At 37.9% G+C, this 25,462-nt stretch carries 16 protein-coding genes; 14 read left to right on the top strand and 2 right to left on the bottom strand.

Going from position 1 to position 25,462, the window contains the following annotated elements; translation table 11 throughout:
• Positions 1–384: 384 nt before the first annotated feature.
• The 13 genes from U859_RS0106855 (at position 385) to U859_RS0106795 (ending at position 24,131) form a co-directional block, all read left to right on the top strand.
• Complete coding sequence (locus U859_RS0106855; RefSeq protein WP_025142676.1) at positions 385–1,611, top strand: Pycsar system effector family protein; 1,227 nt, start codon at positions 385–387, stop codon at positions 1,609–1,611.
• Positions 1,611–3,650 (top strand): polyphosphate kinase 1, encoded by a 2,040-nt coding sequence (ppk1, locus tag U859_RS0106850; protein WP_029985539.1) that lies wholly within the window; start codon positions 1,611–1,613, stop codon positions 3,648–3,650. The genes U859_RS0106855 and ppk1 overlap by 1 nt, the downstream gene beginning before the upstream one ends.
• A 103-nt stretch (positions 3,651–3,753) precedes the next feature.
• Positions 3,754–4,668: an SdiA-regulated domain-containing protein gene (locus tag U859_RS0106845; RefSeq protein ID WP_025142675.1), complete on the top strand. Its 915-nt coding sequence runs from the start codon at positions 3,754–3,756 to the stop codon at positions 4,666–4,668.
• Between the two features lie 378 nt (positions 4,669–5,046).
• Entirely contained in the window at positions 5,047–8,652 is a 3,606-nt protein-coding gene (locus tag U859_RS0106840) for a BamA/TamA family outer membrane protein (protein WP_025142674.1), read from the top strand.
• Between the two features lie 141 nt (positions 8,653–8,793).
• Complete coding sequence (locus tag U859_RS0106835; RefSeq protein WP_025142673.1) at positions 8,794–11,217, top strand: GAF domain-containing protein; 2,424 nt, start codon at positions 8,794–8,796, stop codon at positions 11,215–11,217.
• 426 nt (positions 11,218–11,643) lie between these two features.
• Positions 11,644–12,204 (top strand): RNA polymerase sigma factor, encoded by a 561-nt coding sequence (locus U859_RS0106830; RefSeq protein WP_025142672.1) that lies wholly within the window; start codon positions 11,644–11,646, stop codon positions 12,202–12,204.
• A gap of 120 nt (positions 12,205–12,324) precedes the next feature.
• A complete protein-coding gene (locus U859_RS0106825; protein ID WP_162799887.1) occupies positions 12,325–13,479 on the top strand; it encodes a FecR family protein in 1,155 nt (384 codons plus the stop codon).
• 56 nt (positions 13,480–13,535) lie between these two features.
• Entirely contained in the window at positions 13,536–17,159 is a 3,624-nt protein-coding gene (locus U859_RS0106820; protein WP_025142670.1) for a SusC/RagA family TonB-linked outer membrane protein, read from the top strand.
• 10 nt (positions 17,160–17,169) lie between these two features.
• Positions 17,170–18,630, top strand: a complete 1,461-nt coding sequence (locus U859_RS0106815; protein WP_025142669.1) for a RagB/SusD family nutrient uptake outer membrane protein — start codon at positions 17,170–17,172, stop codon at positions 18,628–18,630.
• A gap of 17 nt (positions 18,631–18,647) precedes the next feature.
• Positions 18,648–19,508, top strand: coding sequence for a putative zinc-binding metallopeptidase (locus U859_RS0106810; protein ID WP_025142668.1), 861 nt, complete (start codon positions 18,648–18,650; stop codon positions 19,506–19,508).
• Between the two features lie 6 nt (positions 19,509–19,514).
• Entirely contained in the window at positions 19,515–20,933 is a 1,419-nt protein-coding gene (locus U859_RS30950) for a TlpA family protein disulfide reductase (RefSeq protein ID WP_025142667.1), read from the top strand.
• Positions 20,934–20,968: 35 nt separating this feature from the next.
• The gene (locus U859_RS0106800) at positions 20,969–22,594 is read left to right on the top strand and encodes a S8 family serine peptidase (RefSeq protein ID WP_025142666.1); all 1,626 of its coding nucleotides are present in this window, start codon (positions 20,969–20,971) and stop codon (positions 22,592–22,594) included.
• Between the two features lies 1 nt (position 22,595).
• Positions 22,596–24,131 carry a pepsin/retropepsin-like aspartic protease family protein gene (locus U859_RS0106795; protein ID WP_025142665.1) on the top strand — a complete coding sequence of 512 codons (1,536 nt, stop codon included), beginning with the start codon at positions 22,596–22,598 and terminating at the stop codon, positions 24,129–24,131.
• A gap of 67 nt (positions 24,132–24,198) precedes the next feature.
• Here the strand turns inward: U859_RS0106795 and U859_RS0106790 are convergent, their stop codons facing one another.
• Together U859_RS0106790 and U859_RS31945 are read right to left on the bottom strand one after the other, a co-directional pair.
• On the bottom strand, positions 24,199–24,801 hold the full coding sequence (locus U859_RS0106790) for a GIN domain-containing protein (protein WP_025142664.1): 603 nt from the start codon (positions 24,799–24,801) through the stop codon (positions 24,199–24,201).
• Positions 24,802–24,841: 40 nt separating this feature from the next.
• Entirely contained in the window at positions 24,842–25,018 is a 177-nt protein-coding gene (locus U859_RS31945; protein WP_162799886.1) for a hypothetical protein, read from the bottom strand.
• 52 nt (positions 25,019–25,070) lie between these two features.
• Between U859_RS31945 and U859_RS0106780 the strand changes: the two genes are divergently transcribed.
• Positions 25,071–25,427 carry a two-component system response regulator gene (locus tag U859_RS0106780; RefSeq protein WP_025142663.1) on the top strand — a complete coding sequence of 119 codons (357 nt, stop codon included), beginning with the start codon at positions 25,071–25,073 and terminating at the stop codon, positions 25,425–25,427.
• Positions 25,428–25,462 lie beyond the last annotated feature (35 nt).

Below are 25,462 nucleotides of genomic sequence, written 5' to 3'. Positions count from 1 at the left end.
TTTTTAAATCGGTTCGTCATTGCGAGGAGGTACGACGAAGCAATCTTTCCTGTCTGTGATTCTTGCAAGAAAGATTGCTTCGTCGGCTGAAAAAGCCTTCTCGCAATAACGACTTTTGGCAGATTTAGCTTCGCTGAGCACTTTGTGGTTCTCGGCTTCGTTGCACTCCGCTCGAAATGACGACTTTTTTGATTTAAGACTATAGACCGCCGACTAAGGACTTCAGACTCACGACTATGGACTTTCCGACTCCAACTATTTCCATCATCAAAAAATTAACGTAATTTTATAATCATAAAAAATTAAAACAATTTTAGTGTAAAAAGATTTTAAGAAAATGCATTTTCCCCAAAATAACTTATTATTACCACCATATTTACGTTCATGAACTATAAACAATTGCAGGAAGATGTAGAAAAGCACGTTAGCGATTACTTCCATACCCATAACGATCCGCGGTTGGTTTATCATAATTTTGAGCACACCCAGGAGGTTGTAAACGCGGCACAACAAATTGCCAATCACTATCAGCTTAACGAACAGGATTTTTTCACGGTAACCGTTGCCGCCTATTTTCACGATACCGGCTATTTTGAAGATGCCTTAAATCATGAGGCAAAAGGTGCAGAACTGGCCGATGATTTTTTAACCAAACACAAGGTAAATCAGGAAGTTCGCGATAGTGTAAAGAGCGCCATACTGGCGACAAAAATTCCACAGCAACCTAAAAACGAAATTGATAAGATTATCTGTGATGCAGACCTTTTCCATTTAGGATTGGCCGATTTCCGTGCAAAAGGAAAACTGATGCACAAAGAAAATGAACTGATTTATAAAAAAGACATCAGCAAGCTCGAATGGCGCAAAAAAGATATCCAGTTTATGGAATCGCATCATTACCATACCGATTATGCCAACCTGTTGTTGAGCGATCAGAAACAGAAAAATATCGAAAAACTGAAAAGTAAATTAACATCACAGGAAGAGATCAGCACCGAACTTGAAGAGCCTAAAAACTTTGCACCGGTAATTATCAAAGACAAAGATAAAGACAAAAAGAAAAAAGATAAAGACGACAGGCCTGATAAAGGGATCGAAACCATGTTCAGGATTACTTCTGCCAATAACCAGCGTTTGAGCGATATGGCCGATAATAAGGCGCATATATTGATTACCGTAAATTCTATCATGCTATCGTTAATTGTGAGTTTGCTATTAAGGCGTTTAGAAGATCACGGAAACCTGATCATCCCGACTTTTATTCTCCTGATGGTAAGTTTAACCTGTGTGGTGGTTTCCATTTTATCAACCCGTCCATCCATTCCAAAAGGCGAATTTACCCAGGAAGATATGGACAAGAAAAAAGTAAACCTGTTGTTTTTTGGTAACTTTTATAAAATGAGCCTGCCAAGTTATACCGAAGGCATGATTAAGGTGATGAACGATAAAGACTTTTTATACGGAACCCTCATTACCGATGTGTACTCGCAAGGCGTAGTGCTGGGCCGCAAATATAAACTGATCCGCCTGGCCTATAATATTTTCATGTTTGGCTTAATTGCAGCAGTATTGGCATTTGTAATTGCTTACGCAGCTTACGGTAAACTTTAATGGAGCATACAATAGAAACCTCTTTTTTTAACAGGGATTTAAGCTGGTTAAAATTTAACGAGCGTATTTTAATGGAAGCCGAACGTAATACTGTTCCGCTTTTAGAAAGGATCAAGTTTTTATCGATATTTTCTTCCAACCTCGACGAGTTTTACCGGGTAAGGATGCCTGTGCTGCTTGCATTGGAAAAACTGAGTAATAAAGAAGATAACGATATTCAGATCGACGACAATTTGCTGAATACCGCCAATCAGTTTATTTCTGATCAGCAACAGCGTTATGGGAAAGTACTCAAATTGGATATTATTCCACAGCTTAAGGAAAATAAGATCAATTTAATCTACGGTCAGCCCTTTCCTAAAGAGATTCAGAAAAGCGTAACCAGATATTTTTTGAGTCAGGTAATGGCCTTTTTGCAGCCCGTCCATATTAATCAGGATACCAATTTTTTTCCTTCCAATAACGAACTTTATTTTCTGGTTACCTTAAAAAAGAATGACGAAACCGAAGCTATCATTTTAAATATTCCTTCCAATCAGTTACCACGTTTTTATAAGGTAGAAGCAGGAGAGGAAACTTTTATCGTTTTCCTGGATGATATTGTCCGCTTTCACTTGGACAGGGTTTTTCCCGAAGGAGAAATTACCGGATGTTACAGTTTTAAGATTACAAGGGATGCCGAAATCGACCTGAAAGACGAATATTCCGGCAGTTTATCTGAACAGCTGGAAAAACAATTGCTCAAACGCGATTCGGGTTTAGCCACACGTTTTCTTCATCAGCCAGGCATACCGGCCAATGTTTTCGAACTGCTTAAAAAGTTATTCAACCTTAAAAAAGCCAATAGGATAGAAGGCGGACAGTACCACAATCTTAAGGATTTTATGGGCTTTCCGGTGAATTCGCCAAAATTATCCAACCAAAACTGGCCAAAACTCTGCAATACAGATCTGATTGACGGATCTTTAACCGAAGCCATTTATAAAAACGACATTATTATCCATACCCCTTACCAAAGTTACGACAGTGTGCTGCGCTTTTTTAATGAAGCGGCTATTGATGAAGAGGTAAGGGAAATCTATGTAACGCTTTATCGCGTGGCCAGCGATTCTAAAATTGTAAATGCTTTAATCAGCGCTGCAAAAAATGGTAAAAAAGTAACTGTTTTAGTAGAGCTTAAAGCCCGTTTTGATGAAGCCAACAACATCAAATGGGCCAAGAAAATGAAAGAGGTTGGTGTTGATATCATTTACAGCGTAACCGCTTTAAAAGTACATGCCAAAGTAGCCCTGGTAAAACGCCAAACAGGCGACAGGATGCGTTATTCGGGCTTGTTTGCCACCGGAAACTTTAACGAAAGCACCGCAGCTTTTTACACCGATCACATTTTGATGACGGCCAATAAAGAAATGCTGCGTGAGGTAGAGCTCCTCTTTATCTTTCTCGCCAAAAGGGTTAAACCGACTTCTACCGATCTGATTATTTTTAGACATTTACTGGTGGCCCAGTTTAACCTGCAACGGGTTTTTCTGGAGCTGATTGATCGGGAGATCGAACATACCAAACAGGGGAAACCTTCGGGCATTACCATTAAAATGAATAACCTCGAAGAAAAGGTGTTGATCAATAAACTTTATGAAGCTTCGCAGGCAGGCGTAAAGATCGATATGATTGTGAGAAGTATCTGCCGCCTGGTTCCGGGGGTAAAAGGCATGAGCGAAAACATCAAGGTTACCCGCATAGTTGATCGTTATTTAGAACACGGACGTGTTTTTATTTTTCATAACCTGGGTAAAAACGACGTGTACCTGGGGTCGGCCGATTGGATGAACCGCAACATTTACCGTAGGATAGAAGTTTGCTTTCCCATTTATAATGAGCAGATTAAACAGGAAATGATAGAGATTATCGAAATCCAGAAACATGATAATGTGCAGGCCGTTTGCATTGATGAAAACATGGATAACATTCCGGTTAAAACTGGCGAGGTTCTTGTTTCTTCTCAACATGATATTTATGAGTTATTGAAAAATAAATAAAACGTGCCGTGGTCGCCGTGGTCTGTGTCACCACAGGCCACATGATTTTACTTTTACTGATGGTCTTTGAGGACACAGACCATGCACATTAAATTTTAACCTTATGAAATACAATAGAATTTTCTTCACTTCAAGCTTTTTAATTGGTATTGCTTTCCTGGGCATCTCCTGTGTAAATGGTAACCGTAATGATAAACAAAGCGATTCAACTACAACAACATCATCAACAGGCGAAGCAGCAAAATCTGATTTTCCCTACGATCTGGCTAACCCGGTAAAATACAATATGCCGCATAATCTTTTCGAAATTTCTGGTATTGTATTTCATAACGGCGATCCTAAAGAAGTGTTTGCTATTCAGGATGAAGATGGAGACCTTTTTCATTTAGGTTTAGGCGATAAAGAATCAAAATTTACCAAATTTGGTGGTAAAGGCGATTATGAAGATGTAACCATCATCAAAAATTATTTTATTGTATTAAAAAGCAATGGCGAACTGCATACTTTCCCGATTTCCGAATTAAGTAAACCAGAAGCCACCAATGTAACCAAAACCAAAGATCTTGTACCCAAAGCCGAGTATGAAGGCTTGGCTGCGGACGAGAAAAACAACATGATTTATGTGTTAACTAAAGATAGCAAACCTGATTCTAAAGCAAAGGCATCGAGCATTTATGGTTTTAAAGTTGGCAATGATGCTTCATTAACAGCAGCCGGAGAATTTAGCCTTTCTCACAAAGCGATCGAAAAAGCATCAGGAAGCTCAAAATCAAGGTTCCGTCCATCAGCATTGGCTAAAAATCCAAAAACCAACGAGTGGTACATTCTTTCATCGGTAAATAAACTATTGGTGATTACAGATGCCGATTTTAAAGTTAAAACGACACAACCATTAGATCCGAGCTTATTTAACCAACCAGAAGGCATTGCCTTTGACCGCGATAACAACCTGTACATTTCTAACGAAGGCGGAACCCTGGCCGCCGGTAATATTTTGTTATTTAAGTTGAAAAAGTAATTGGTATAGCTACTCATCACGCTAAGCTGGAAAAGATAGTCATTGCGAGAAGGCTTTTTCAGCCGACAGCCTGCCCCGCTTTTCGGGGAAGCAATCTTTCATTTGCTGGTAGCCATAGTGGTAAGATTGCTTAGTGCCCCGCAATAACGACCTGGTTATCAAGTCTGTTATTTGTGATTTATTTTAGCATAACGACTTATTATAATAAAAACTTAATATCCTTAACTTCTTAATGGTGAGGTTTCAACTTATTGTAAATTTCTTTGACCATTAAGGAGTTGAGGTAGTTAAGGATGCTTTTTTAATAATAAAAAGAGATTCTTAACTTAAAAAACCTCAAAAAAATTAAAATAACTATCTTTATACAAATGCTGCACTATGATTAAAAGATTTACCCTTTTTACCATCTTATTTTTAATCAACTACATTGCCTTTGCGCAGGATGATGTAAAATACCGCGTAATTCTTTTTGGCGATGCGGGAGAGATGAACCCCGCCCAGATGCAGGATCTTAAAAATGCGGCCAAGCAGATTCTGCCTAAAAAAACAACCGTAGTTTATCTGGGTGATAATATTTACCCAACCGGAATGGGTTTGCCGGGAAGTATAGAAGAAGAAGAAACCAAAAAAATCTTACGCTCACAGTTCGAACCCATGCGTAAAATGGGGGCAGCGGTTTACTTTGTACCAGGTAACCACGACTGGGATAAATCCGGACCAAAAGGCCTTGCTAAAATTAAAGCACAGGGAGATTACCTTGCTGCCCAAAATGACCCTTTGTTAAAATTAATCCCTGAAAATGGATGCCCTGATCCTGTAGCCATTAAATTAACCGATAAATTAACCATTATAGCCTACGATAGTGAATGGTGGCTTTTTCCATATAATAAAGCTAACCCTAACGGCGAATGCGATTGCCGTACCAAAGATGAGGTTCTGGTTAAAATGGAGCAGTTGCTTGAAGAAAATAAGGATAAAGTGATCCTTTTGGCTTCGCACCATCCGTTTCAGAGTTATGGTCCGCATGGGGGTTATTTCAATTTAAGGAACCACCTTTTCCCATTAACCTCATTAAACAAAAACCTATACATCCCTCTGCCTGTTTTAGGCTCTGTTTATCCTTTGTTACGCTCCACTTTATTAAGCCCTGAGGATTTAAACCATCCGGCTTACCGGGATATGATCAAATCCATCACCGGTGTATTCGGTGATTACCCAAACGTAACCTATGTTGCCGGACATGAGCATGGACTTCAGTTAATAAAAGGAAAACAATTGCAGATCATCAGTGGCTCTGGTTCAAAAGTATCACCCAATAAGGAGGGTAAAACCTCTCTTTTCCACGAAATGCAACAAGGTTATGTAGTAGCCGATCAGTTAAAAAATAATGATATGCGCTACGAATACTACATCTATTCGGATACCAGTGTTAAACGTGTTTACAGTTATATCAAAAAGTTTGAGGCCATCCCTCAAAAAGTGCGTAACAGGGATAAACCTATTACAGCAGACAGTATTACGGTTCGCATTAAACCAGAGTATGATAGCGTTGGCCGTTTCCACCGTTATGTTTTTGGCGAAAATTACCGTAAAGAATATGCCGAAAGAACAAAGGTTCCTGTGCTGCGGGTTTCTCAGATGATGGGTGGTTTAAAAGCAACCCAACGTGGTGGCGGTAACCAATCGCGCTCATTACGCTTAGAAGATAAAAATGGTAAAGAATATGTATTGCGCAGTGTAGAAAAATACCCTGAAGTACTTTTGCCCGCTGCCTTACGCGAAACTTTTGCCAAAGATGTAATTAAAGATAACATGTCGGCACAGCACCCGTTTTCGGCCCTCGTTGTGCCCGAACTGGCCAAAGCAGGTGGTATTGCGCACAGTAACCCGATTATTGGCTGGGTTTCTCCTGATGATAACCTCGGCGAATTTGAGCCTGCTTTTGCCAATACTTTATGTTTATTCGAAGAACGTGAACCGACCGGAGAATCAGACAGTTCTCCTAAAATGGATAAAAAACTGACTGACGATAACGATAACAAATTGGATGGTCCGGCATGGGTAAGGGCCAGGGCATTTGATGTATTGTTAGGCGATTGGGACAGGCACGAAGATCAATGGCGCTGGAAAGAAACCAAAACCAAAGATGGCTCTGTTTATTCGCCGGTTCCGAGAGACCGTGACCAGGTATTTTTCAGATCAGATGGTTTTTTGCAACGTTATACGCAGTCATCTTCATTATTACCTATGATGCAGGGCTACGAACGTGGCATCCAGAACATTAATTGGTTCTTATGGGAAGGAAGAGAAATCAGCAGCCGTTGGACAGCCAATATCGATGAAAAAGAATTCGATCAGATTGTAAAAGATTTTTGTGCAAATTATAACGATGCTGTTTTCGAAAAAGCATTGAAAAAATTGCCTGAACCTAGTTATTCATTGCATCATGATGCATTTTTGGCCCAAATGCGCAACAGGATTGCCACTTTGCCGAAACTCATGAACCAGTATTATCATTTCTTTAACCGAATTGTGGATATCGAGGTGACGAATAAAAATGAGCTGATCCAGATCACCGATGCAGATGACAATGGTTTACGCGTGAAAATCAATAAAATTTCAAAGGAAGGGAATATCAAAGACGAACTCTTCGACAGAAAATTTGATTCAAAAGTAACCAAAGAGATCAGGGTGTATATGCACAACGGTAACGATAGTTTGATCCTGAACAATAAAAATTCGAACATTAAAATCAGGATTATTGGTGGTAAAGGAAATAAAGTGTACGATTTTGCCAATAGTAACAGTTTAGTAAGGCTATATGGCAGAAAAGATAAAGCCACTTACAATGGCGAAGATGCGGATAAGATCAGAAAAATAATCTCTAACGATACCTCGAATTTCAGTTATATCCCAAAAGATATGTACCGCCGCAACTCGTGGTTATTAAATGCCGGATACAATCAGGATGATGGAGTATTATTGGGTTTAATCTACAAACAAACCAATCCCGGATTCAGGAAACAGCCTTATGGCAATTCGCAAACCGTTTCCTTTCTTCATTCTTTCTCTACCAAAGCGTTTAGGTTCAATTATAAAGGCGAATGGTTAAAAGCTTTGGGTAAAGGCGATATTGTGGTAAAAGCAGATGCTTTTGCCCCAAACAATACACAGAATTTTTTCGGACTGGGCAACGAAACGCACTTTGATGAGCATGGGGACGATATCAGGTATTATCGCGCACGTTACAACCTCTATCAGGTTGATGCCGCAATCAGGTGGCGTCGCCCTAAATCCAGTTTTAGTGTTGGACCATCATGGCAATATTATAAGTACAATAAGGAAGATAACGACGGAAGATTTATCGAAAATCCATCCCTATTACATTCGGCCGATTCATTAACGGTTCGCAACGAAAAGATGTTTGCCGGTGCATTTATCAATTTTACCAATAATACCCGCGATAATGATCTTTTGCCAACTTTGGGTAGTTATGTAGATTTTAAACTCCTGGGTTATAAAGGCGTTAATCAATATTCTAATTCTTACGGACAGTTTACAGCCAGTATCGCCCTGTATAAAAACCTCGATGGCAGAAAAAACTTCATTTTGGCAGACCGTTTTGGCGGTGGGGTAACCGTTGGTAAACCAGCGTTTTATCAGGCACTTTATCTCGGTGGACAGGGTAATTTGCTAGGTTATCGCCAGTTTAGGTTTGCCGGCGAACACATGTTTTATAACAATTTAGAGCTAAGGGCTAAGCTTGGAGATTTGGTAAGCTACGTTTTACCCGGACAAATTGGCTTATTGGGATTTTATGATGTGGGCAGGGTGTGGAAACGTGACGAAGCATCAACAATATGGCACCACGGTGTAGGGGGGGGCGTTTATTTCGCGCCGGCATCACTCACAGTTGTGCGATTTGTGATGGGACATTCCTCTGATGGCTGGTATCCTTACGTATCCCTTAACTTTAGGTACTAAATTTGTGTAACATATTTATAGATGTAATATCCAACTATTACGTTCAGCAGACGAACATTGCTTTAACGAGTGTGTATCTTTGCAATGAATTAGTAATTAAACAGATAACTATAATTTTTACACTATAGCAAAACTTATACAATGAATACCAATGTAATACAGATACATAAAAACGAATGTATACATTGCCAGGTAGAATCTTCTCTGTCTTTCCGCCCCCTTGTGGAGTACTTAAAAGGCAGGTTGAAAACAGAAAAATCTGTAAAGTCTGAATTTTACAGGTTTTTACTTCAAAAAATTGAAAAAGACGATGTGCTGCTTGGCAACATCAGTGCCGAAGAATTATCCAAATACAAAGATACTTTAGAATTGATTTTCACCATTCTAACACCTTTAATGGATAACGAAGATGATTTGTTTTGGGCTTTAAGCACCCCAATTCCTGATCAGATTTTCTTCAGTACCAACGCATTCTATAAATTTTTTAAGGATCACGATCCTAAAAATAAAGTAACGAAAGATAACGAGCCGGTTGAGAAAAAACAGCTTAAATTTATCTACAATGTTATTTTGGGCCGGTTTTATAATTTTACCCCGGTATTAAAAAACGAGATTATTTATGCCCATATCAATCCCGAAACCAAGCTTACGCAGTACTACAATATCCAAACGGATACCAAATTTGTAGATATCCTGCATAAAGGCGATTTGCCTGAACTTAATTTCGAAGAACTGGGCAGGCATTTTCAGAGCGAAACCGAGCTGGAATATTTGGTAGAACATTTGCCATTAAGCAATTTTCATTTCGAAGGTTTCAGCATCATCTCTATAACAGATGTTACGCTGCAGCATGCCATTGATGGTATCCGCGATGCACTGGTTGATCATAATTATCAAACGGAGGCTTACAAGCACGTTATACATGCTTTAAAAACTTTGAGCGGTAACGGAAAGGTCGAATTTGGTTTAATGCCATTTTTAACCGTTAACAACAAACTGGTTTTCGATAATCAGGAGTTTTCGCAGAGCATGCTGATCAATTCGGCTAAATCATCCAATCTGGAAGAGGAAGTTTTTTATTCGCTGGTAGAAAAATACAAAGAAAACCCGAGGGCAATTTTTGTAAGTGCCATTAATGATGATCAGATCAGTAAAGATCCATTTTTAAGGGTTTTAAAAGCGGCAGGGGTTTGTTCTTATTCTGTATTGCCAATCTATTACAACAACCAGTTGGCTGGTGTTTTAGAGGTTTATTCAGAAGAAGAAGTATTGGTTGATGATAAATTGTTGTCGAGATTGCGTCCGGCAATGCCTTTAATCGGTCAGCTTTTCCAATACAGTATCGAAGAGTTTGATGCCAAAATGGATGAGGTGTTGATGGATAAATTTACCGCTTTGCAACCTTCTGTGCAATGGAAATTTAACGAAGCTGTTTGGCACTTCCTTCAGAATAATGGAAACCAGAAATTAAAGGAAATTGAAACGATTACCTTTAAACACATGTATCCCTTATTCGGTGCAATTGATATCCGTAATTCGACCATAGAGCGTAACAAAGCTTTAAAGGATGATATGGAAGTTCAGTTAAATAGTTTGATTGATACCTTGAAATCTATCCGTAAACATGTTTCTTTAGAGCTTACTGATAAACTTTTGTTCAACTGTAAGGATTGGATCAAGCAGATCGGAAATTTTGCTTCTTCAAACGAGGAAAATAAACTGAACGAATTTTTAGAAATGGAGGTTTATCCGTTTTTATCGATCATAAAAGGTAATTATCCGGCAACCGCCGAATTTGTAGACCGTTACTTCGAAGTTATTGTTCCTGAAACCGGTGCAGCTTTTGCAAACCGCCGTCAGCTGGAAGTTTCAATGCAGTTGATTAATACTCAAGTAAGTCAATATCTGGAAAAATCACAGGCAAATTTACAGGCTTCGTATCCTTGTTATTTTGCTAAATTCAGAACAGATGGGGTAGAATACGACATTTATATCGGTCAGGAAATTGCGCCAGATAAACCTTTTGATTTGTTGTATTTAAAAAATATCCGTTTGTGGCAGTTAACTTCCATGGTGGATATTGCACGCTTATCAAAAGGACTGATTAGTGACATGCCACGTTCATTGGAAACTACACAGTTGATTTTCATCCACTCTAATGCGATCGATATCAGCTTTAGGAACGATGAACGCCGTTTTGATGTAGAAGGTGCTTATAACATCCGCTATGAAGTGGTGAAAAAACGCATCGATAAAGTATTGATTAAAGGTACTACCGAACGTTTAACGCAGCCACATAAAATTGCGATGGTATATTTCAATCCTGAAGAAGCTAAGGAATATACGGAGTATATCAAGTACATGCAGGTTCAGGGTTATTTAAACGACGATTTAGAGCAATTGGAACTAGATGAACTTCAAGGTGTTTCTGGGTTGAAGGCTTTGAGGGTAGGTGTAAAATACTTAGATAATAAGACTGCAACTAAGCCTGATGCCGCTAAAAAGCTTAAACCAAAAGAGTTGAAATCTATTGAGAAAGAAATCGCTAAAGTGTTGCAGCGATAATAATCGTCATACTATAAAGACCCTGAAATAAATCCGATAGCTATCGGATCAGGGTGATGTTACTAATTAAATCCTCTGGTAAAAGCCAGGGGATTTTTTTGTTTTTAACCACAGAGGGAGCAGAGAGAAGGCACAAAGTACACCGAGTTCGATTGTTATTCCATTTTCCTGTCATTCTGAACGCAGTGAAGAATCTGAAAGCGATGAAACATAATCCAATTGCATAAATAAAGATCCTTCGTTGCACTCAGGATGACAAAAATGAAAGGGACTCATCAATTACTCCGTGCTTTCTGTGTTTCCGTGGCAAAATAATTTAAACTCCGCGAATAATAATTCTAAATTCATCTCTATATTTCTTTTTGCCAAGTTTTAAACTAATTTTACGATGGAATTCCTTATCAATCATCCTTATTCTTAATTAAATTGGCAGAATACTCTGATATAGCCTCATTTGAGAACTTGTTTAAGAAACATTACAAGTTTTTAGTGCTTGTGGCCTATCAAATGCTTAAAGATGAAGCAGCTGCCGAAGATATTGTTCAGGATTTTTTTATCAATTTCTGGAATAGAAGAAACGATATTCAGATTGAAACCTCATTTCAATCCTATGCTACCCGAGCCGTTAAAAACCTTTCGTTAAGTTTTCTTAAAAAATTACCCAATGCGGTGGAGCTAACAGAGCAAACCCCATTGGCCATTCAAACCGATTATCTGGAAGAGGAAGAAGCTTTGTTGTTAAAAGAAACTGCTGACGAAAAAGTATTGGGCCTGGTTAATCTTTTGCCTGATGAACGCAAAAAAGTATTTCTGCAATATGTGGTTGATGGTTTAAGTTATGCCGCCATTGCAGAAGCCAATAACATCTCAGTTAATACTGTTAAAACACAAATGAAAAGGGCTTATGCTTTCTTAAAAGCCAAGGCTGCTGAAGATCCGCTTTCGGTAATTTTTATTGCCATCCTTTTAGGTAAAGGAAAATTCTAATCAAAATATAAAATTTATTTCTTTGATAATCAGTTGTTTGAAAATTATTTAATAATTTTTTAATACTGCTGTCACCCTAAATTAACATAAGTTATACTATACAATAACCTATCTATGAAAATGAACGCAATAGAAAACACCTGGATTAAAGTGATCCGACAGTTAAATAACAATGAATTACCAGATCAATATTTGCTCGATCAGTTAACGATTGAGGAAAAAGAATTGATTGAGGCATTGCAAACTGATAAAATGATGGCACAGGCCACTGCGTTGGTTAATAAGTTGGATGAAAATATAGCGTGGAATAAGTTGCAACCAAATTTAGGGTCGAAAAAAGTAAAACTGATGCCAAACTTGTTAAGGTATGCTGCTGCGATTTTATTGCCGATTTTAATATTGGCAGGTGGAGTTTTCTATTACCTTAAAAATAACGAACCGGTAGTACTGAATTTGGCAAAACTGGAACCAACCAATCATAACAGGGCTACTTTAGTTTTATCTGATGGCCGTTCGGTTGAACTTTCGGGCGTGAACCAAAAATTAGCAGAAGTTGCAGGAACAAGTATTACCAATAAAGACAAAACATTATTGAGTTATAAACAAAATGGGGTCAATGATGGGGCACAGGTTTTTAACAAATTGATTATCCCGAGAGGAGCTGAATATAAACTGGCATTAGCTGATGGAACAACGGTAATGATCAATTCGGCATCGGTACTTCGTTTCCCGGTAAATATAAATGCGGCAAACAGTAGAGACGTGTATTTAGAAAAAGGAGAAGCTTATTTTCAGGTGGCCAAGAATCCGAGCAAACCCTTTATTGTGCATGCAAACGGTATGGATGTAAAAGTGCTGGGAACAACCTTTAATGTAAATACTTATACCAAAACAATTCGTACCACTTTGGTAGAGGGTAAAGTTGAAGCTAAATCTGCAAATAACCAAAGCATCATTTTAGCGCCAAACCAACAGGCTGTGTTTAATGCACAAACCAATGCTTTAAGTAAAGCCGATGTAGATGTATTGCCTTATGTGGCCTGGGCAAACGGAAAAATTGTTTTCGAAGAAGCAACGCTTGATGAAGTAATGGCTCAATTGAGCTTGTGGTACGATTACGATGTAGATTTCCAGGCGGAAAAGATTAAAAAGATTCATTTCTCTGGAGAGATTGAAAGATATAGTGATATAAAAGTAATACTAAACATTATCGAACAAACCGGTGGTGTGAGGTTCAGCATTAAAAACAGGAGGATATATGTAGATCAACGTTAAACGAAACATCTAACCAAACCAGAATCAAAAAATCAACCAAACTATTTCAAAACTAAATGAAAAAATATTTACAAAATTATTTTTCGCCTCAATTCCGCCTTTTTACGAAAATTTTAAGTGCAACACTCTGTGCGATTATAATTTTTAACCCATCCCTACAAGCACAAACCGCAGCCAACATCAGCATTAGCGTTAAAAACGCAAAACTATCTGATGCGGTTAAACAGGTGAGCAGGCAGGCGAAAATGCAGTTCTTTTACAACGCCGATCAGTTGGATAAAAACCCTCGCGTAACGGTATCCTTAAAAAACAAAAGTTTAAGTGTTGTTCTAAATGCTCTTTTAAACGGAACAGACATCACTTTTGTAATCGACAAGGATGTGGTAATCTTTAAAACTAAAGCCGTTTCAACATCAGGCGGGCCATCACTTTCCCAGAAAAAGATCAGGCTTACGGGTAAAATTACTGATGAAAAGAATATCGCATTACCAGGTGTTTCGATTCAGGAAATCGGGCAGCAAAATGCCACTTCATCTGATGAAAATGGAAATTATGTGCTTTTGGTTAACGATAATAGTACCATACGTTATCAATATGTAGGTTATAAATCAGAAATTAAAGCTGTTAAAGTAAATGCCACAACTGAGTTTCTGGTGATGAATATGAAACTTGAAGAATCGGCACAGGGGCTTGATGATGTAGTGGTTACTGGTTATCAGAACATCGCCAAAAGGGATTTTGTAGGTTCTATTGCTTCAGTTAAAATGGAAGACATTAAAGTTGCCGGTACCAACCAGATCGATAAATTATTACAGGGACAATTGCCAGGTGTTGCGGTAAGCAACACATCGGGTTTGGTAGGTTCGAAACCAAAGATAAGGGTGCGTGGTTCATCTACGTTATTGGGTAACCAGGAACCAGTTTGGGTAGTTGATGGAATTATTCAGGAAGACCCAATCCCCTTCGATTACCAGCAGCTTAATTCGCTAACCCCGGGAAGTTCTGACGATGCCATTAAAAATTTGGTAGGCAGTACAGTAGCCTTTTTAAATGTTGACGATATTCAGGACATTACCGTTTTAAAAGATGCTACCTCCACAGCTATCTATGGCGTTAAGGCAGCCAATGGGGTAATTGTAATTACGACCAAAAAAGGTAAGGTTGGTAAAACCTCAATTAACTATTCTACCAACTTTACTACATCAGCAAGACCAAATTATGGACAGTTTAACCTGATGAATTCGAAAGAAAGGATCGATGTTTCCAGAGAGATTTATGCAAAGGGATTACAATTTGAAGTTACACCAGATCCAGTTTCTTACGAAGGTTTATCTGCAGATTTATTTGATAAGAAAATTACGCAGGAACAGTTTGTTGCCGGCGTTAATAAACTCGAAACCAATAATACCGATTGGTTTGCCCTGTTGTTTCAGGCACCGGTTAGTCAAACACACAGTTTAAGTTTATCTGGTGGTTCTGATAAAACAACTTATTATACTTCCATTGGTATCTTAAATGATAGGGGTAATACCAAAGGAAACGAACAAAACCGCTATACGGCATCGGTTAATGTTAACAGCACACTGAACGATCATTTTAAAGTTGGCTTTAAGTTAAATGGAGCAAAAAGTAAAACTGATGGTTTTTATGGGGTAGATCCATTTAATTATGCTTTTAATACCAGTAGAACAATCCCAGCTTACGGCGATGATGGTTTACCTTACTTTTATACCAGTCCAAACACTGGCGCCGGAGCCTTCAAATACAATGTTTTAAATGAGCTGGCAGAAAGTGGCAATACCAATAAGTTAGCCACAATTAATGCATCGGCAAACCTTGAATATAAATTTTTAAAGCTATTTACTTTTCAATCGTTATTGGGTTATGGCTATAACCAAACCAATGGCGCAACTTATTCTACAGAACGCACAAATTCGGTAACACAGTTACGTGGTTTTGAGTATGGCACTGCAGTGCCTAATTCGATAGATTATCTTGCATCAAGGATACCGGTTGGCGGAATTTACAACTCTTTTTCCGTGAGCAACCAAACCACAACTTTCAGAAATACTTTAGCTTTTAATAAAAGTTTAAGGGGAAATAAAGATGGTTTAAATGTAATGGTTGGGCAGGAAATACGAAGTTCGAAATATGACGGATTAAAACAGCTCAATTATGGTTATTTACCGGATAGGGGACAGTCTTTTGCCCAACTTCCACCAACTGTAGTGAATACCGGCGTTACTTTTGTAAATAGTTTACTTCAAAATGCCATTCCAACCATTACCGATCGGGTTTCTAATTATGTATCATATTTTGGTACGGCAACTTATAATTTTAACCAAAAATACGTGGTCAACGCCAATATCCGCACCGATGCATCAAATCGGTTTGGCCAATATGCGAACCATAGGTTTTTACCTGTTTGGTCTATCGGTGGTAAATGGAATATTGCAGAAGAAAACTTTTTTGATGATCTAAATTGGTTAAACCAGCTTTCTGCAAGGGTAAGTTTTGGTTTTCAGGGTAATGTGGCAGAAAATTTTAGTCCCGATCTTGTTGCTCAGATCCCAACCGGAGCTGCTTCCGTAAATCCAATTTCAGGAGATCCGATATTAATGATCAAAAGTTTGGCCTATAAAGATTTGCGTTGGGAACGCAACAAAACCTTAAATCTTGGATTAGATTTTGCTTTCCTTAAAAACCGCATTTCGGGTAGTATTGATTATTTCAAAAAAGCAGGTTTTGATGTGATTGTCCAAAAAACAATTCCATTAGAGTATGGACTGTTAACCATGCCGATTAATGCAGGTGACATTACCAATAAAGGTTTCGAGCTTTCCTTAAATTTCTTCCCGATAAAAACAAGAAACTTTGATTGGAGCATCAACTTCAACACCGCAAAAGTGGTTAACAATGTTCAAGAATCTGGTGCTATATCGTTAACCAGCTGGCAGGCTGCTGTTTCTGGCGGTTTGTATAAACAAGGTTTTCCAGCCACCGGAATATGGTCGTTCGATTTTTCAGGCTTGGATGCGCAAACAGGAAGACCCTTATTTAATAGTTTAAATGTGGCTACTAATCCGGAGGCTGCAACCGATGTTACCAAGGCTTTGGTATATTCTGGCCAGATAGATCCAAAATTTACAGGTGGTTTAGGCAATAATTTCCGCTATAAATCATTTACCTTAAATACGTTTCTTTACATCAGTACTGGCAATGTAAAAAGACTGGCACCGTTGTATACGTCTATTCGGGCAACTACATCTGCCCCATATCCATTTCAAAATTTATCTGCAGAATTAAACAACCGTTGGCGTCAGCCTGGTGATGAAGCCTTTACTGTAATACCATCATTGCCAACTGCAAATTCGGTAGCCTTAAACCAAATTCCGGTACCTGGGTCAACAGGAACATATTCTCCGTACCAATTGTACGATTATTCCAACACCAGGATTGTTGATGCAAGTTTTGTCCGGCTAAGAAATTTAGCCTTAGGTTACATTGTACCAAGCGATAAAATCAAACGAATTGGACTGAAATCCTGCCAAGTTCAGGCTTCTGTTTCCAACTTATTCTATATCGCTGATAAGAGATTGAATGGACAGGATCCTGAGGTTAATGGAAATAGCCTGCCTATCCCGAGAACTTATTCTTTATCACTTAATATTGGTATATAACAAGCAGATTATGAAAAGATATTTAAAATACATTGCCCTTATTTGCTTATTAATAAGTGTATTGTCATGCAAAAAAGGCTTTTTGGAAGAAAGCAGTCAGGATTTGGTTCGCCCAACCACAACAGCAGCATTAAACCAGTTAATGACGGGTGAAGCATATCCGCTAAATAATGTTATAACAGATTTTACAGAGCTATTAACCGATGATGTTCAATCAGAGTATAATGCAAATGCCACAGTAGTTTCTGCATTAAATAAGTATGCACCTGCTTTTACCTGGCAGAAAAATATGATTGATAGGTTGGTAGAAAATACGGCCACAAACTCAAATATTTGGTATAACTATTATGCGCGGATCAAAGGTTGCAACGTTGTGCTCGATTATGTAGACCAGGTGAACGGAACAGAATCAGAAAAGCAGAACCTCCGCGGACAAGCTTTGGCCTTACGTTCTTTTTATTACCTGATGATGGTGAACTATTTTGGAAAACCTTATTATGGTGCAAACGCCAACCCCGAAACTGATCTTGGTGTGCCTTTAATCTTAACGGCAGCAGTTACCGACCAACCGGTAGGCAGATCTACTGTTAAGGAAGTATACAGTCAAATAGAAAAGGATCTTTTGGAGGCTATTCCGCTTTTGGATGCCAATGGTACCGGAAACCACATCTACAAATTTAACGGAACTTCTGCAAGGTTTCTCTTGTCACGTATTTATTTATATATGGGCAATTGGGATGCCTGTATAAGATATGCTGACGCTACATTGCAGAAGAAATCTTCGTTGAAACAGATGAATGAAATCGCAACGGCCACTTTCGGTATTTCATCTGCAGTTTCATCACCAGAGGTAATCTGGGGATATGGTTTTAATGCAGAATTATCGATAATGCCTTTTGGCGGAGGACAATCTGTAGCTAAAGCTGCATATTTTGTTTCGGATGACCTGGGAAATAGCTACGCAAATTCCGATTTAAGGCTTAAATATAGCTTTACCAGTATTGTTTATCTTACCACTACCATTAATACTTACAAAGGCCGATCGGCAAAATTTGTAGCTGGTAATACCAATGGAAAAGCGTTCCGTACTGCAGAAGCTTACCTCAACAGGGCAGAGGCCTATATACAAAAGGCATTGGCGGGTGATGCATCAGCCGTGAGCAAAGCTTTAGCCGATATTAATTTACTAAGGTTGAACAGGATTACTACTTCGGCTTATGTACCGGTAACGATAACAGACCCTCAAGAACTTTATACCTTTTATAAGGCGGAGCGAAGAAGAGAACTGTGTTTAGAAGATAGCCGTTGGTTCGATTTGCGTAGATGGGGAATGCCCGAGTTAAAGCATAACTTTCAATTAACATCCGGTTCCTCGCAGGTAGAAACGCTTCAGAAAAATGATGCACGATATACTTTGGCCATCCCAACAGAGGCGCTAAGCAGAAACCCAAATTTGATTCAAAATCCATAGTCATGAAAATAAAGAAGATGAAAACATTAAAACATTTAAGCTTTCTATTCGCACTTTGTTTAGTGTTTATAGGATGTAATAAAGAAGAAGCGGCTTTAGCACCATCAGATATCGAAGTGCAATATAAATTACCACAGGGAAACCACGATTACGATCCTGCTTTAGTTGAACTGAACAAAAAATACGGCTCCTTTTTCCTGTATAAATTTAGTGCTATAGATTTTGGTGCAACACCCGTTTATAGCTCATCGAATTTTGGCAGCAATTACGCTGTAGACATTGCAGATGAAGCTTACGTAGGTAAGGTGTTAAGCTTTGTACAAAAGAATTGGTTAAACTATTATTCTGATGGGTTTTTGAAAACCAATTTGCCATTTAAAGTTTTGCTTGGACAAAATTTAAGAAGCAAAATAACCCCAACAACAACTTACACGGTGCTATCGAGCTATAACCAAATCACCCTGAATAACTTCTCTGCTTCGTTTGATAGTATGACAGATGCCCAGAAAAAAACCTATGTAAATAACCTGCATGTAGAATTTTTTAACTTTATAAACAGTCGCGGAAAACTTGATATTCCTGCAGATTTTTTAACGGTAACCAATTACACTCAAACTGGCGTTACAGCAATCAATTTTTATACTTATGGTTATGTCTCTTATGTTGTTTCCCTTCAAGATAACCGGCCGACAAGAGATTTTCTGTCCTATATCGCTTTAATTACTTCAAAAACTAAGACCGAACTAGATGCCACCATTTTAAAGCCATCAAATGATACTGCCGGATTGATCAAAAAGAAATACGATATCATCATTAACTATTATAAAACTAAATACAATATCGATTTGCAGGCCATAGGCAATGCAGGTGTAATTTAATGGCTTATGAAAACGAAATTATTGAGTTTACTTTTAATATTTCTCTTTGGTTCTGCATTTTCTGCTACCATTAGTGGAAGCAGGATAGGAGCAAATGAAAAATCTTCAGGTTTTTTTGTGGAGGCTTTTTCTGCAAAGGGCAGGATACTTTTTAAATCACTAAAGTTTGATGAAAACGGGAAATTCACTTTGGATTTCCCCACAAATGAAGCTTTGGTTTACTGCATTGATAATTTTCCGGTTTACGTTTTGCCAAACCAGCATCTGGATATTGTTTTACCAGCCCGTCAGTCGGGTGCATTTGTAATCGGCGGACCAGCAGATCAAAAAGCTGCCACCCCTGCGATGCTGGTAGAAAGCAATATCAAAATCAAAGGAAAATCAGAAATTGATAACTTGTTGATTAATGAGATTCATGTAGCCTGGGCAGATTTAATTAAAGAAAAAAAAGAAACGCTATCCATCAAAGATATCGATCAGCAGTATTCAAATGAGGTAAAATTAATCAGCAAATCTAAAGAACCGGGTTTGGTTTCAACTGCGCGTTTTTACAACGATATGCGCTATATGGAAGTGAAATTACAATATTTACGCAATCATCAGGCCGCTAAAGTTGATAAAAGTTACTACAATATTCTCGATAAAATCTCGCTGAATAATCCTGCTGTAAATTCATTAAAAGCGATCGGATTGAGATCATTTGTGACCAACTATTATACTTTTCTGAAAGTTAGCCAGGGTATAGATATTAAAGAAGATGATTTAGCTGATAATGGTTCTGTTGGAAAAATGGAACTTCTAGTTAAACAGGTAAGTAATGAAAGATTGATTAACGAACAATTGAGTCAGATTATCATTTACCATCTTTCGATAAGTGGTTGGGATGCTTATCTGGATAAAATAATGCTTGCCGCAATGGAAAAAAGCACTGATCCCGCAGTAAAGAAAAACCTCAGCGATTTACGCGAAAAATATAGTAAGGTTTCAAAAAATGCAGTGGCGCCAGATTTTTCTATTCCTGATGCAACTGGTAAAATGGTAAGCCTGAGCAATTTTAAAGGCAAAGTTGTGGCGATAGATGTTTGGGCAACCTGGTGCATTCCCTGTATGCACTCACTACCTTATTTTTTGAAACTTCGCGATAGATATAAAGACAATCCAAATGTTGTGTTCGTTTCCATTTCTACTGATAATTCAAAATCAAAAGATAAGTGGCTTAATTTCCTTAAATCGAAAAGCATGAACGGTATAGAACTTCATGCAGGCGATGAAAAGGCTTCAGCCTTCGAAAAAGCATATAACATTACAGGTATTCCCAGATATATTTTAATTGATCAGGAAGGGAAAATCATCGAAGATCATGCGCCACAGGCATCAGAACCAGCATTTGAAAAATTACTTGAAACTGCCTTAAAATCTAAATAAGCTCCAAAGATTTAAAAGAACCAAAATCATTAAAGATGAAAAAATTATTAGGCCTTTTTGGGGTCTTCATGCTACCGCTTTGCCTTAACGCTCAGCAAAATAAAGGCTTAACGGATTCGAAAAAGAAGGATTTATTTACGCATCATCCCCAAAACTGGCACATGCTCTCTTTCGAAAAGGATAGCGTGTATGGTATCGGGGCAAATAAGGCTTATGCCGAAATTCTTAAAGGCAAAACAGCTAAAAAGGTGCTTGTTGCAGTAATTGATGCTGGTGTAGATATCGACCATGAAGATTTAAAATCAATCATCTGGACCAATAAAAAGGAAATTCCAGGCAATGGTATCGATGACGATGATAACGGTTATATTGATGATATCCACGGCTGGAATTTTTTAGGCAGTGCCGATGGTAAAACCAATATCGAATTTGCAACCAGTGAAGATGACCGTGAGTATTTGCGTTTAAGTAAACTTTACGAACATATCGATACCACAAAACTGAAGGCTGCCGATAAAAAATACTTTAACCTGGTAAAGCGTAAATCGGCTTTGGCTCAATCAAAACGTTCATTGGAAGCCGCAATAAATTTAGCCGCAAAGGTTGATTCAATTGACCGGTATTTTAAAAAAACGTTTCCAAATAAAGTAGTTACCATTCAAAATTTGTACGATACAAAACCTGAATTTGAAAAAGATAAAGAACTCATTTTAATGTACGAACTGTTAAAAATGCGTGCACAGGCCAGTAAATACAGTCCAGATCTTCCTATAAATGTGCTTTATAAAATTTCGCCATTTATGGTAAACAGTGCAGAGAATAATCTTCAATCACAATTTGTTTCTTCATCAAAAGATGGCAGGGCTGTGGTGATGGCCGGATTAAAACCCGGACAAAACTGGGGCAACAATCAATTGAGTTTTAAAAATTCCGATCATGGTACCCATGTAGCAGGAGCCATTGCTGCAGTTAGGGGTAATGGTATTGGCATGGATGGTATCGCCGACAATATAGAAATTATGCCCATCCGAGTGGTGGTACCACAAGGTGATGAATACGATGAAGACGTAGCAAAAGCAATCCGTTATGCCGTTGATAATGGTGCCACGGTAATTAATATGAGCTTTGGGAAACGCCTTTCACCTCAAAAACAACTGGTAGATGATGCCATTAAATATGCCGAAAAGAAAGATGTGCTAATTGTTCGTGGAGGTGGTAATTTTACCGAAGATACCGATCAATATGTTTTTTACCCCTCGCAGTTTTATGCAAACGGGAAAAAAGCAACAAATGTAATAACGGTAGGCGCTACAAGTCCTTTTGGTGAGATTATGGGCTTTTCCAATTACGGAAAAAAGTCAGTTGATCTTTTTGCCCCGGGTTTTGATGTCTATTCAACTGGTATTGGCAATACTTACTCAGGTATGCATGGTACCAGTATGGCTTCGCCTGTAGTTTGTGGTGTAGCTACATTACTGCGTTCATATTACCCAAAATTATCTGCTACAGAAGTAAAAAGTATTTTAATGCAAACGGTAACCATTGTGCCTGAAGAATGGCAGGGAAAGCAAAAATTACAGCATATATCGGTTTCTGGCGGAATTGTAAATGCTTATCAGGCATTAAAACTGGCCGATCAACAATCAAAATCAACCAAATAAAATGAAAAAAGTATTATTTATAAGTTTATTCCTGATTACTAAAGCAGTTTTTGCCCAGCAGGAACCAACTGATGTTCAGATAAAATATGCATTGCAATTGTTCGGACAGAACCTGAAAAAACACAATGTAAAAGATATTGCTACGGTATTGGATGAAACCTTCCACATTGCCGAATATCGCGACCGCGATTTAACCAATGTATTGCCACAGGTAATCAATCCGGTAATTCTGGATACCGTTTATTACGAAAACATTGTTAAAAAAAACAACCGCATTTATGCGAGGCAGATTGCGGTTCCGCATCAAGGCCCAAAAATGATTTCCTGGGTAAGGATGAACAATTATTTAATGTTCGATCGCATTGGTCATTTTGAACAGCTAATGGGTATGCCAGATCCTATTGGACAAGAGTTGCAGCCAGCTAAATTACTTTCTAAAACAGCCATTAAGCGTTCCTCATCCTTAATGTTTATTGAAGTGAAGATTAAAGGAAGTAGCGAAGTTTACAGCTTTATGTTTGATAGTGGTGCTGGAGCCACCTCTTTAAGTGAAGATGTAGCAAAGAAATTAGGTTTAAAAGTAAACCAGCAAGCAATAGATATTAAAACCGCTGGAAATGGCGGCCAGTTTAAAACCATAGATACTTTGGATTTAACCATCGGTGGATTAAATGTAAAAGGGAAGCAACTTGTGGTAGCAGATTTAAAAGGTCTGCAAAAGGTTATCGGTCGCCCGATGGACGGTATTATAGGTTTTGATTTGTTAAAAGATTATCAGGTAGCCATCAATTTAGATAATAGTGAGATGAGCATCTATAATTTTGGTTATTTGGAGGCGAACGGAAAAAGTCTTCTTCCTGTAAAACTGACCAATAATATTCCAAAAATTGAAGCAAATCTTAAAGTGGATGGAATTGAATATAAAACCCGCTTGCTTTTCGATACTGGAGCAGCTGGTGCCATTTCGGGCAATTATTTTTTAAATGCCTATACCAATGGTTTAACTGATAAGATGAAAAATAAAATGGCATCAGCCGCTATGGACCTGAGCGGTAATGTAAGCAAATCTGAAATGGGTACCATTGATGCCATTACTATCGCTGGTGCTAGCCTAAACAACCCCGCAATCTCTTTAGACTTACCAAAAGAACAACCAGCTTATGGTTTCGATCGCCATGGTTTATTGGGCATGTCGCTACTTGGCAGGTTCAACTTTACATTCAACTATAACCTGGCTTATATTGCCATTTCGCCAAATAAAACATTTTCAATGCCAATGGTGCCATTATATGCCCTGGGTTTAGGTTTTGTGCAAGATGGATCAATATTTAAGATTACGCATGTAGACGAGAAAGGCCTGGCCTATAAAGCCGGTTTAAGAACAGGTGATGAATTAATTACGATTAACCAGATTAATCCCATTTCAGTTGATCAGATCACACAACAGTTGCGCGTTTTAGCCAAAAATAATATTGAATTGCAGGTAAACCGGAAACAGCAGAAAATGAAATTTGAACTAAAGAAATTCGAAATCTAGAACAAATTTAAAAACAAAAGGCTTTCTGATCCGATCAGAAAGCCTTATTTCATTTATGTGTTTTATATTATTTTATTGCTGCAATTTCTTTTTCTACCGCAATTGTTTCTACTGAACTGATGTTGGTTTTTAGAGCTGCAAACCTGTCTATCGTTAATTTTTGCGAGTTACCCATTACCAAAGTATGGTTATCGGTAGAGCCGCTTAATTTCAAATCCGCTTCATCAGCAATTACAGTGTACAAACCTTCAGTGCTCGTATTGATTTCGGCATGTGCGTTTCCTTTTAAAAAGATCTGTAAGTATTTTGTTCTTAATTTCCCTTCAGTTTTAACCACTGCGTTTTCTGAAGCTTCTATTCTGTAAATATCGTTTACATAAACAGTTAATTTAGTTTTATCGGTGCTGGTCGAGGTGATTTTTAAATTATCACCATCCTGCATAATTTTTGCAGTTCCGGTGTTATCGTCAGTATAAGATACACTTGGGTTATTGTTTTGAATAATAGTAAGCTCTACATTTCCTTTTACAGAAATTCTTTTAAAAGCCGATATTTTAGAAATCGTTACAGGCTCTTTTTCAGTTGCCGATACACTTGTTGTAAATACAGCAGAAGATAAAACGATTGCTGTTAAGGATGTTGCGATTAGGGTTTTGATTGAGGTTTTCATAATATTTTTATTTAAAAATTAAATGTTAATTAATTGTTATTTAAATGTTTAAGTATTTTTGTTTATGTTTTGTAGATAAGACGCCATCAATTGGAAAACGTTGCAGCACATTTAAGCCTTTTATACAATCAATGGGTAATACTCGACCAACAGGCTTTAATTCAAGACGAAAACCTGCAACATTTACATTTGAATTGTAAAATATTTTAAGATCCATTATTCCGTTATTCTTTTTATTTATCTTTAAACAGATTTTAGTCTGCTTATTTATGAAGAAAAAGGTTGTACTTGTTCAGGATAATAAAGATATCTTAGATATTATGGACCAGGTATTAGAAGAGGAAGGTTTCGATGTTACCGCATCGTTAACAACTGAACCGATAGAAAAAATAGATGAAATTGAACCTGACCTGGTAATTGTTGATGATCACATCAAGGGGAAAAAGAAAGGATCAGAAGTCATTAAAGCACTTAAATCTGATCCTGAAACAGAAGATGTATCGGCCGTGTTAACCTCAACATCAAATAACTTACCCCAACAGGCAGAAGATTGCAATGCCGATGATTATATCGAAAAACCATTTGACATCGATCATATGGTTGATGTGGTAAAGAAAAACGTTTAAAGTGTATTTAATAAGATAATCGTCATTTCGATCCG

It is taken from the genome of Pedobacter jeongneungensis, assembly GCF_000633455.1.
In the GTDB taxonomy this organism is placed as follows: Bacteria; Bacteroidota; Bacteroidia; order Sphingobacteriales; family Sphingobacteriaceae; genus Pedobacter; species Pedobacter jeongneungensis_A.
Note: the sequence above shows the minus strand (reverse complement) of the source record. Positions and strands in the feature narration are given on the sequence as shown.

What these genes read in the sequence shown, in the direction of transcription:
- U859_RS31945 (WP_162799886.1), bottom strand. Translation starts at nt 25,018, where the DNA reads ATGGATCTTAAAATATTTTACAATTCAAATGTAAATGTTGCAGGTTTT.
- U859_RS0106820 (WP_025142670.1), top strand. Translation starts at nt 13,536, where the DNA reads ATGAAAAAATATTTACAAAATTATTTTTCGCCTCAATTCCGCCTTTTT.
- U859_RS0106800 (WP_025142666.1), top strand. Translation starts at nt 20,969, where the DNA reads ATGAAAAAATTATTAGGCCTTTTTGGGGTCTTCATGCTACCGCTTTGC.
- U859_RS0106815 (WP_025142669.1), top strand. Translation starts at nt 17,170, where the DNA reads ATGAAAAGATATTTAAAATACATTGCCCTTATTTGCTTATTAATAAGT.
- U859_RS30950 (WP_025142667.1), top strand. Translation starts at nt 19,515, where the DNA reads ATGAAAACGAAATTATTGAGTTTACTTTTAATATTTCTCTTTGGTTCT.
- U859_RS0106810 (WP_025142668.1), top strand. Translation starts at nt 18,648, where the DNA reads ATGAAAACATTAAAACATTTAAGCTTTCTATTCGCACTTTGTTTAGTG.
- U859_RS0106780 (WP_025142663.1), top strand. Translation starts at nt 25,071, where the DNA reads ATGAAGAAAAAGGTTGTACTTGTTCAGGATAATAAAGATATCTTAGAT.
- U859_RS0106825 (WP_162799887.1), top strand. Translation starts at nt 12,325, where the DNA reads ATGAACGCAATAGAAAACACCTGGATTAAAGTGATCCGACAGTTAAAT.
- U859_RS0106845 (WP_025142675.1), top strand. Translation starts at nt 3,754, where the DNA reads ATGAAATACAATAGAATTTTCTTCACTTCAAGCTTTTTAATTGGTATT.
- U859_RS0106795 (WP_025142665.1), top strand. Translation starts at nt 22,596, where the DNA reads ATGAAAAAAGTATTATTTATAAGTTTATTCCTGATTACTAAAGCAGTT.
- U859_RS0106790 (WP_025142664.1), bottom strand. Translation starts at nt 24,801, where the DNA reads ATGAAAACCTCAATCAAAACCCTAATCGCAACATCCTTAACAGCAATC.
- U859_RS0106835 (WP_025142673.1), top strand. Translation starts at nt 8,794, where the DNA reads ATGAATACCAATGTAATACAGATACATAAAAACGAATGTATACATTGC.
- U859_RS0106855 (WP_025142676.1), top strand. Translation starts at nt 385, where the DNA reads ATGAACTATAAACAATTGCAGGAAGATGTAGAAAAGCACGTTAGCGAT.
- ppk1 (WP_029985539.1), top strand. Translation starts at nt 1,611, where the DNA reads ATGGAGCATACAATAGAAACCTCTTTTTTTAACAGGGATTTAAGCTGG.
- U859_RS0106840 (WP_025142674.1), top strand. Translation starts at nt 5,047, where the DNA reads ATGATTAAAAGATTTACCCTTTTTACCATCTTATTTTTAATCAACTAC.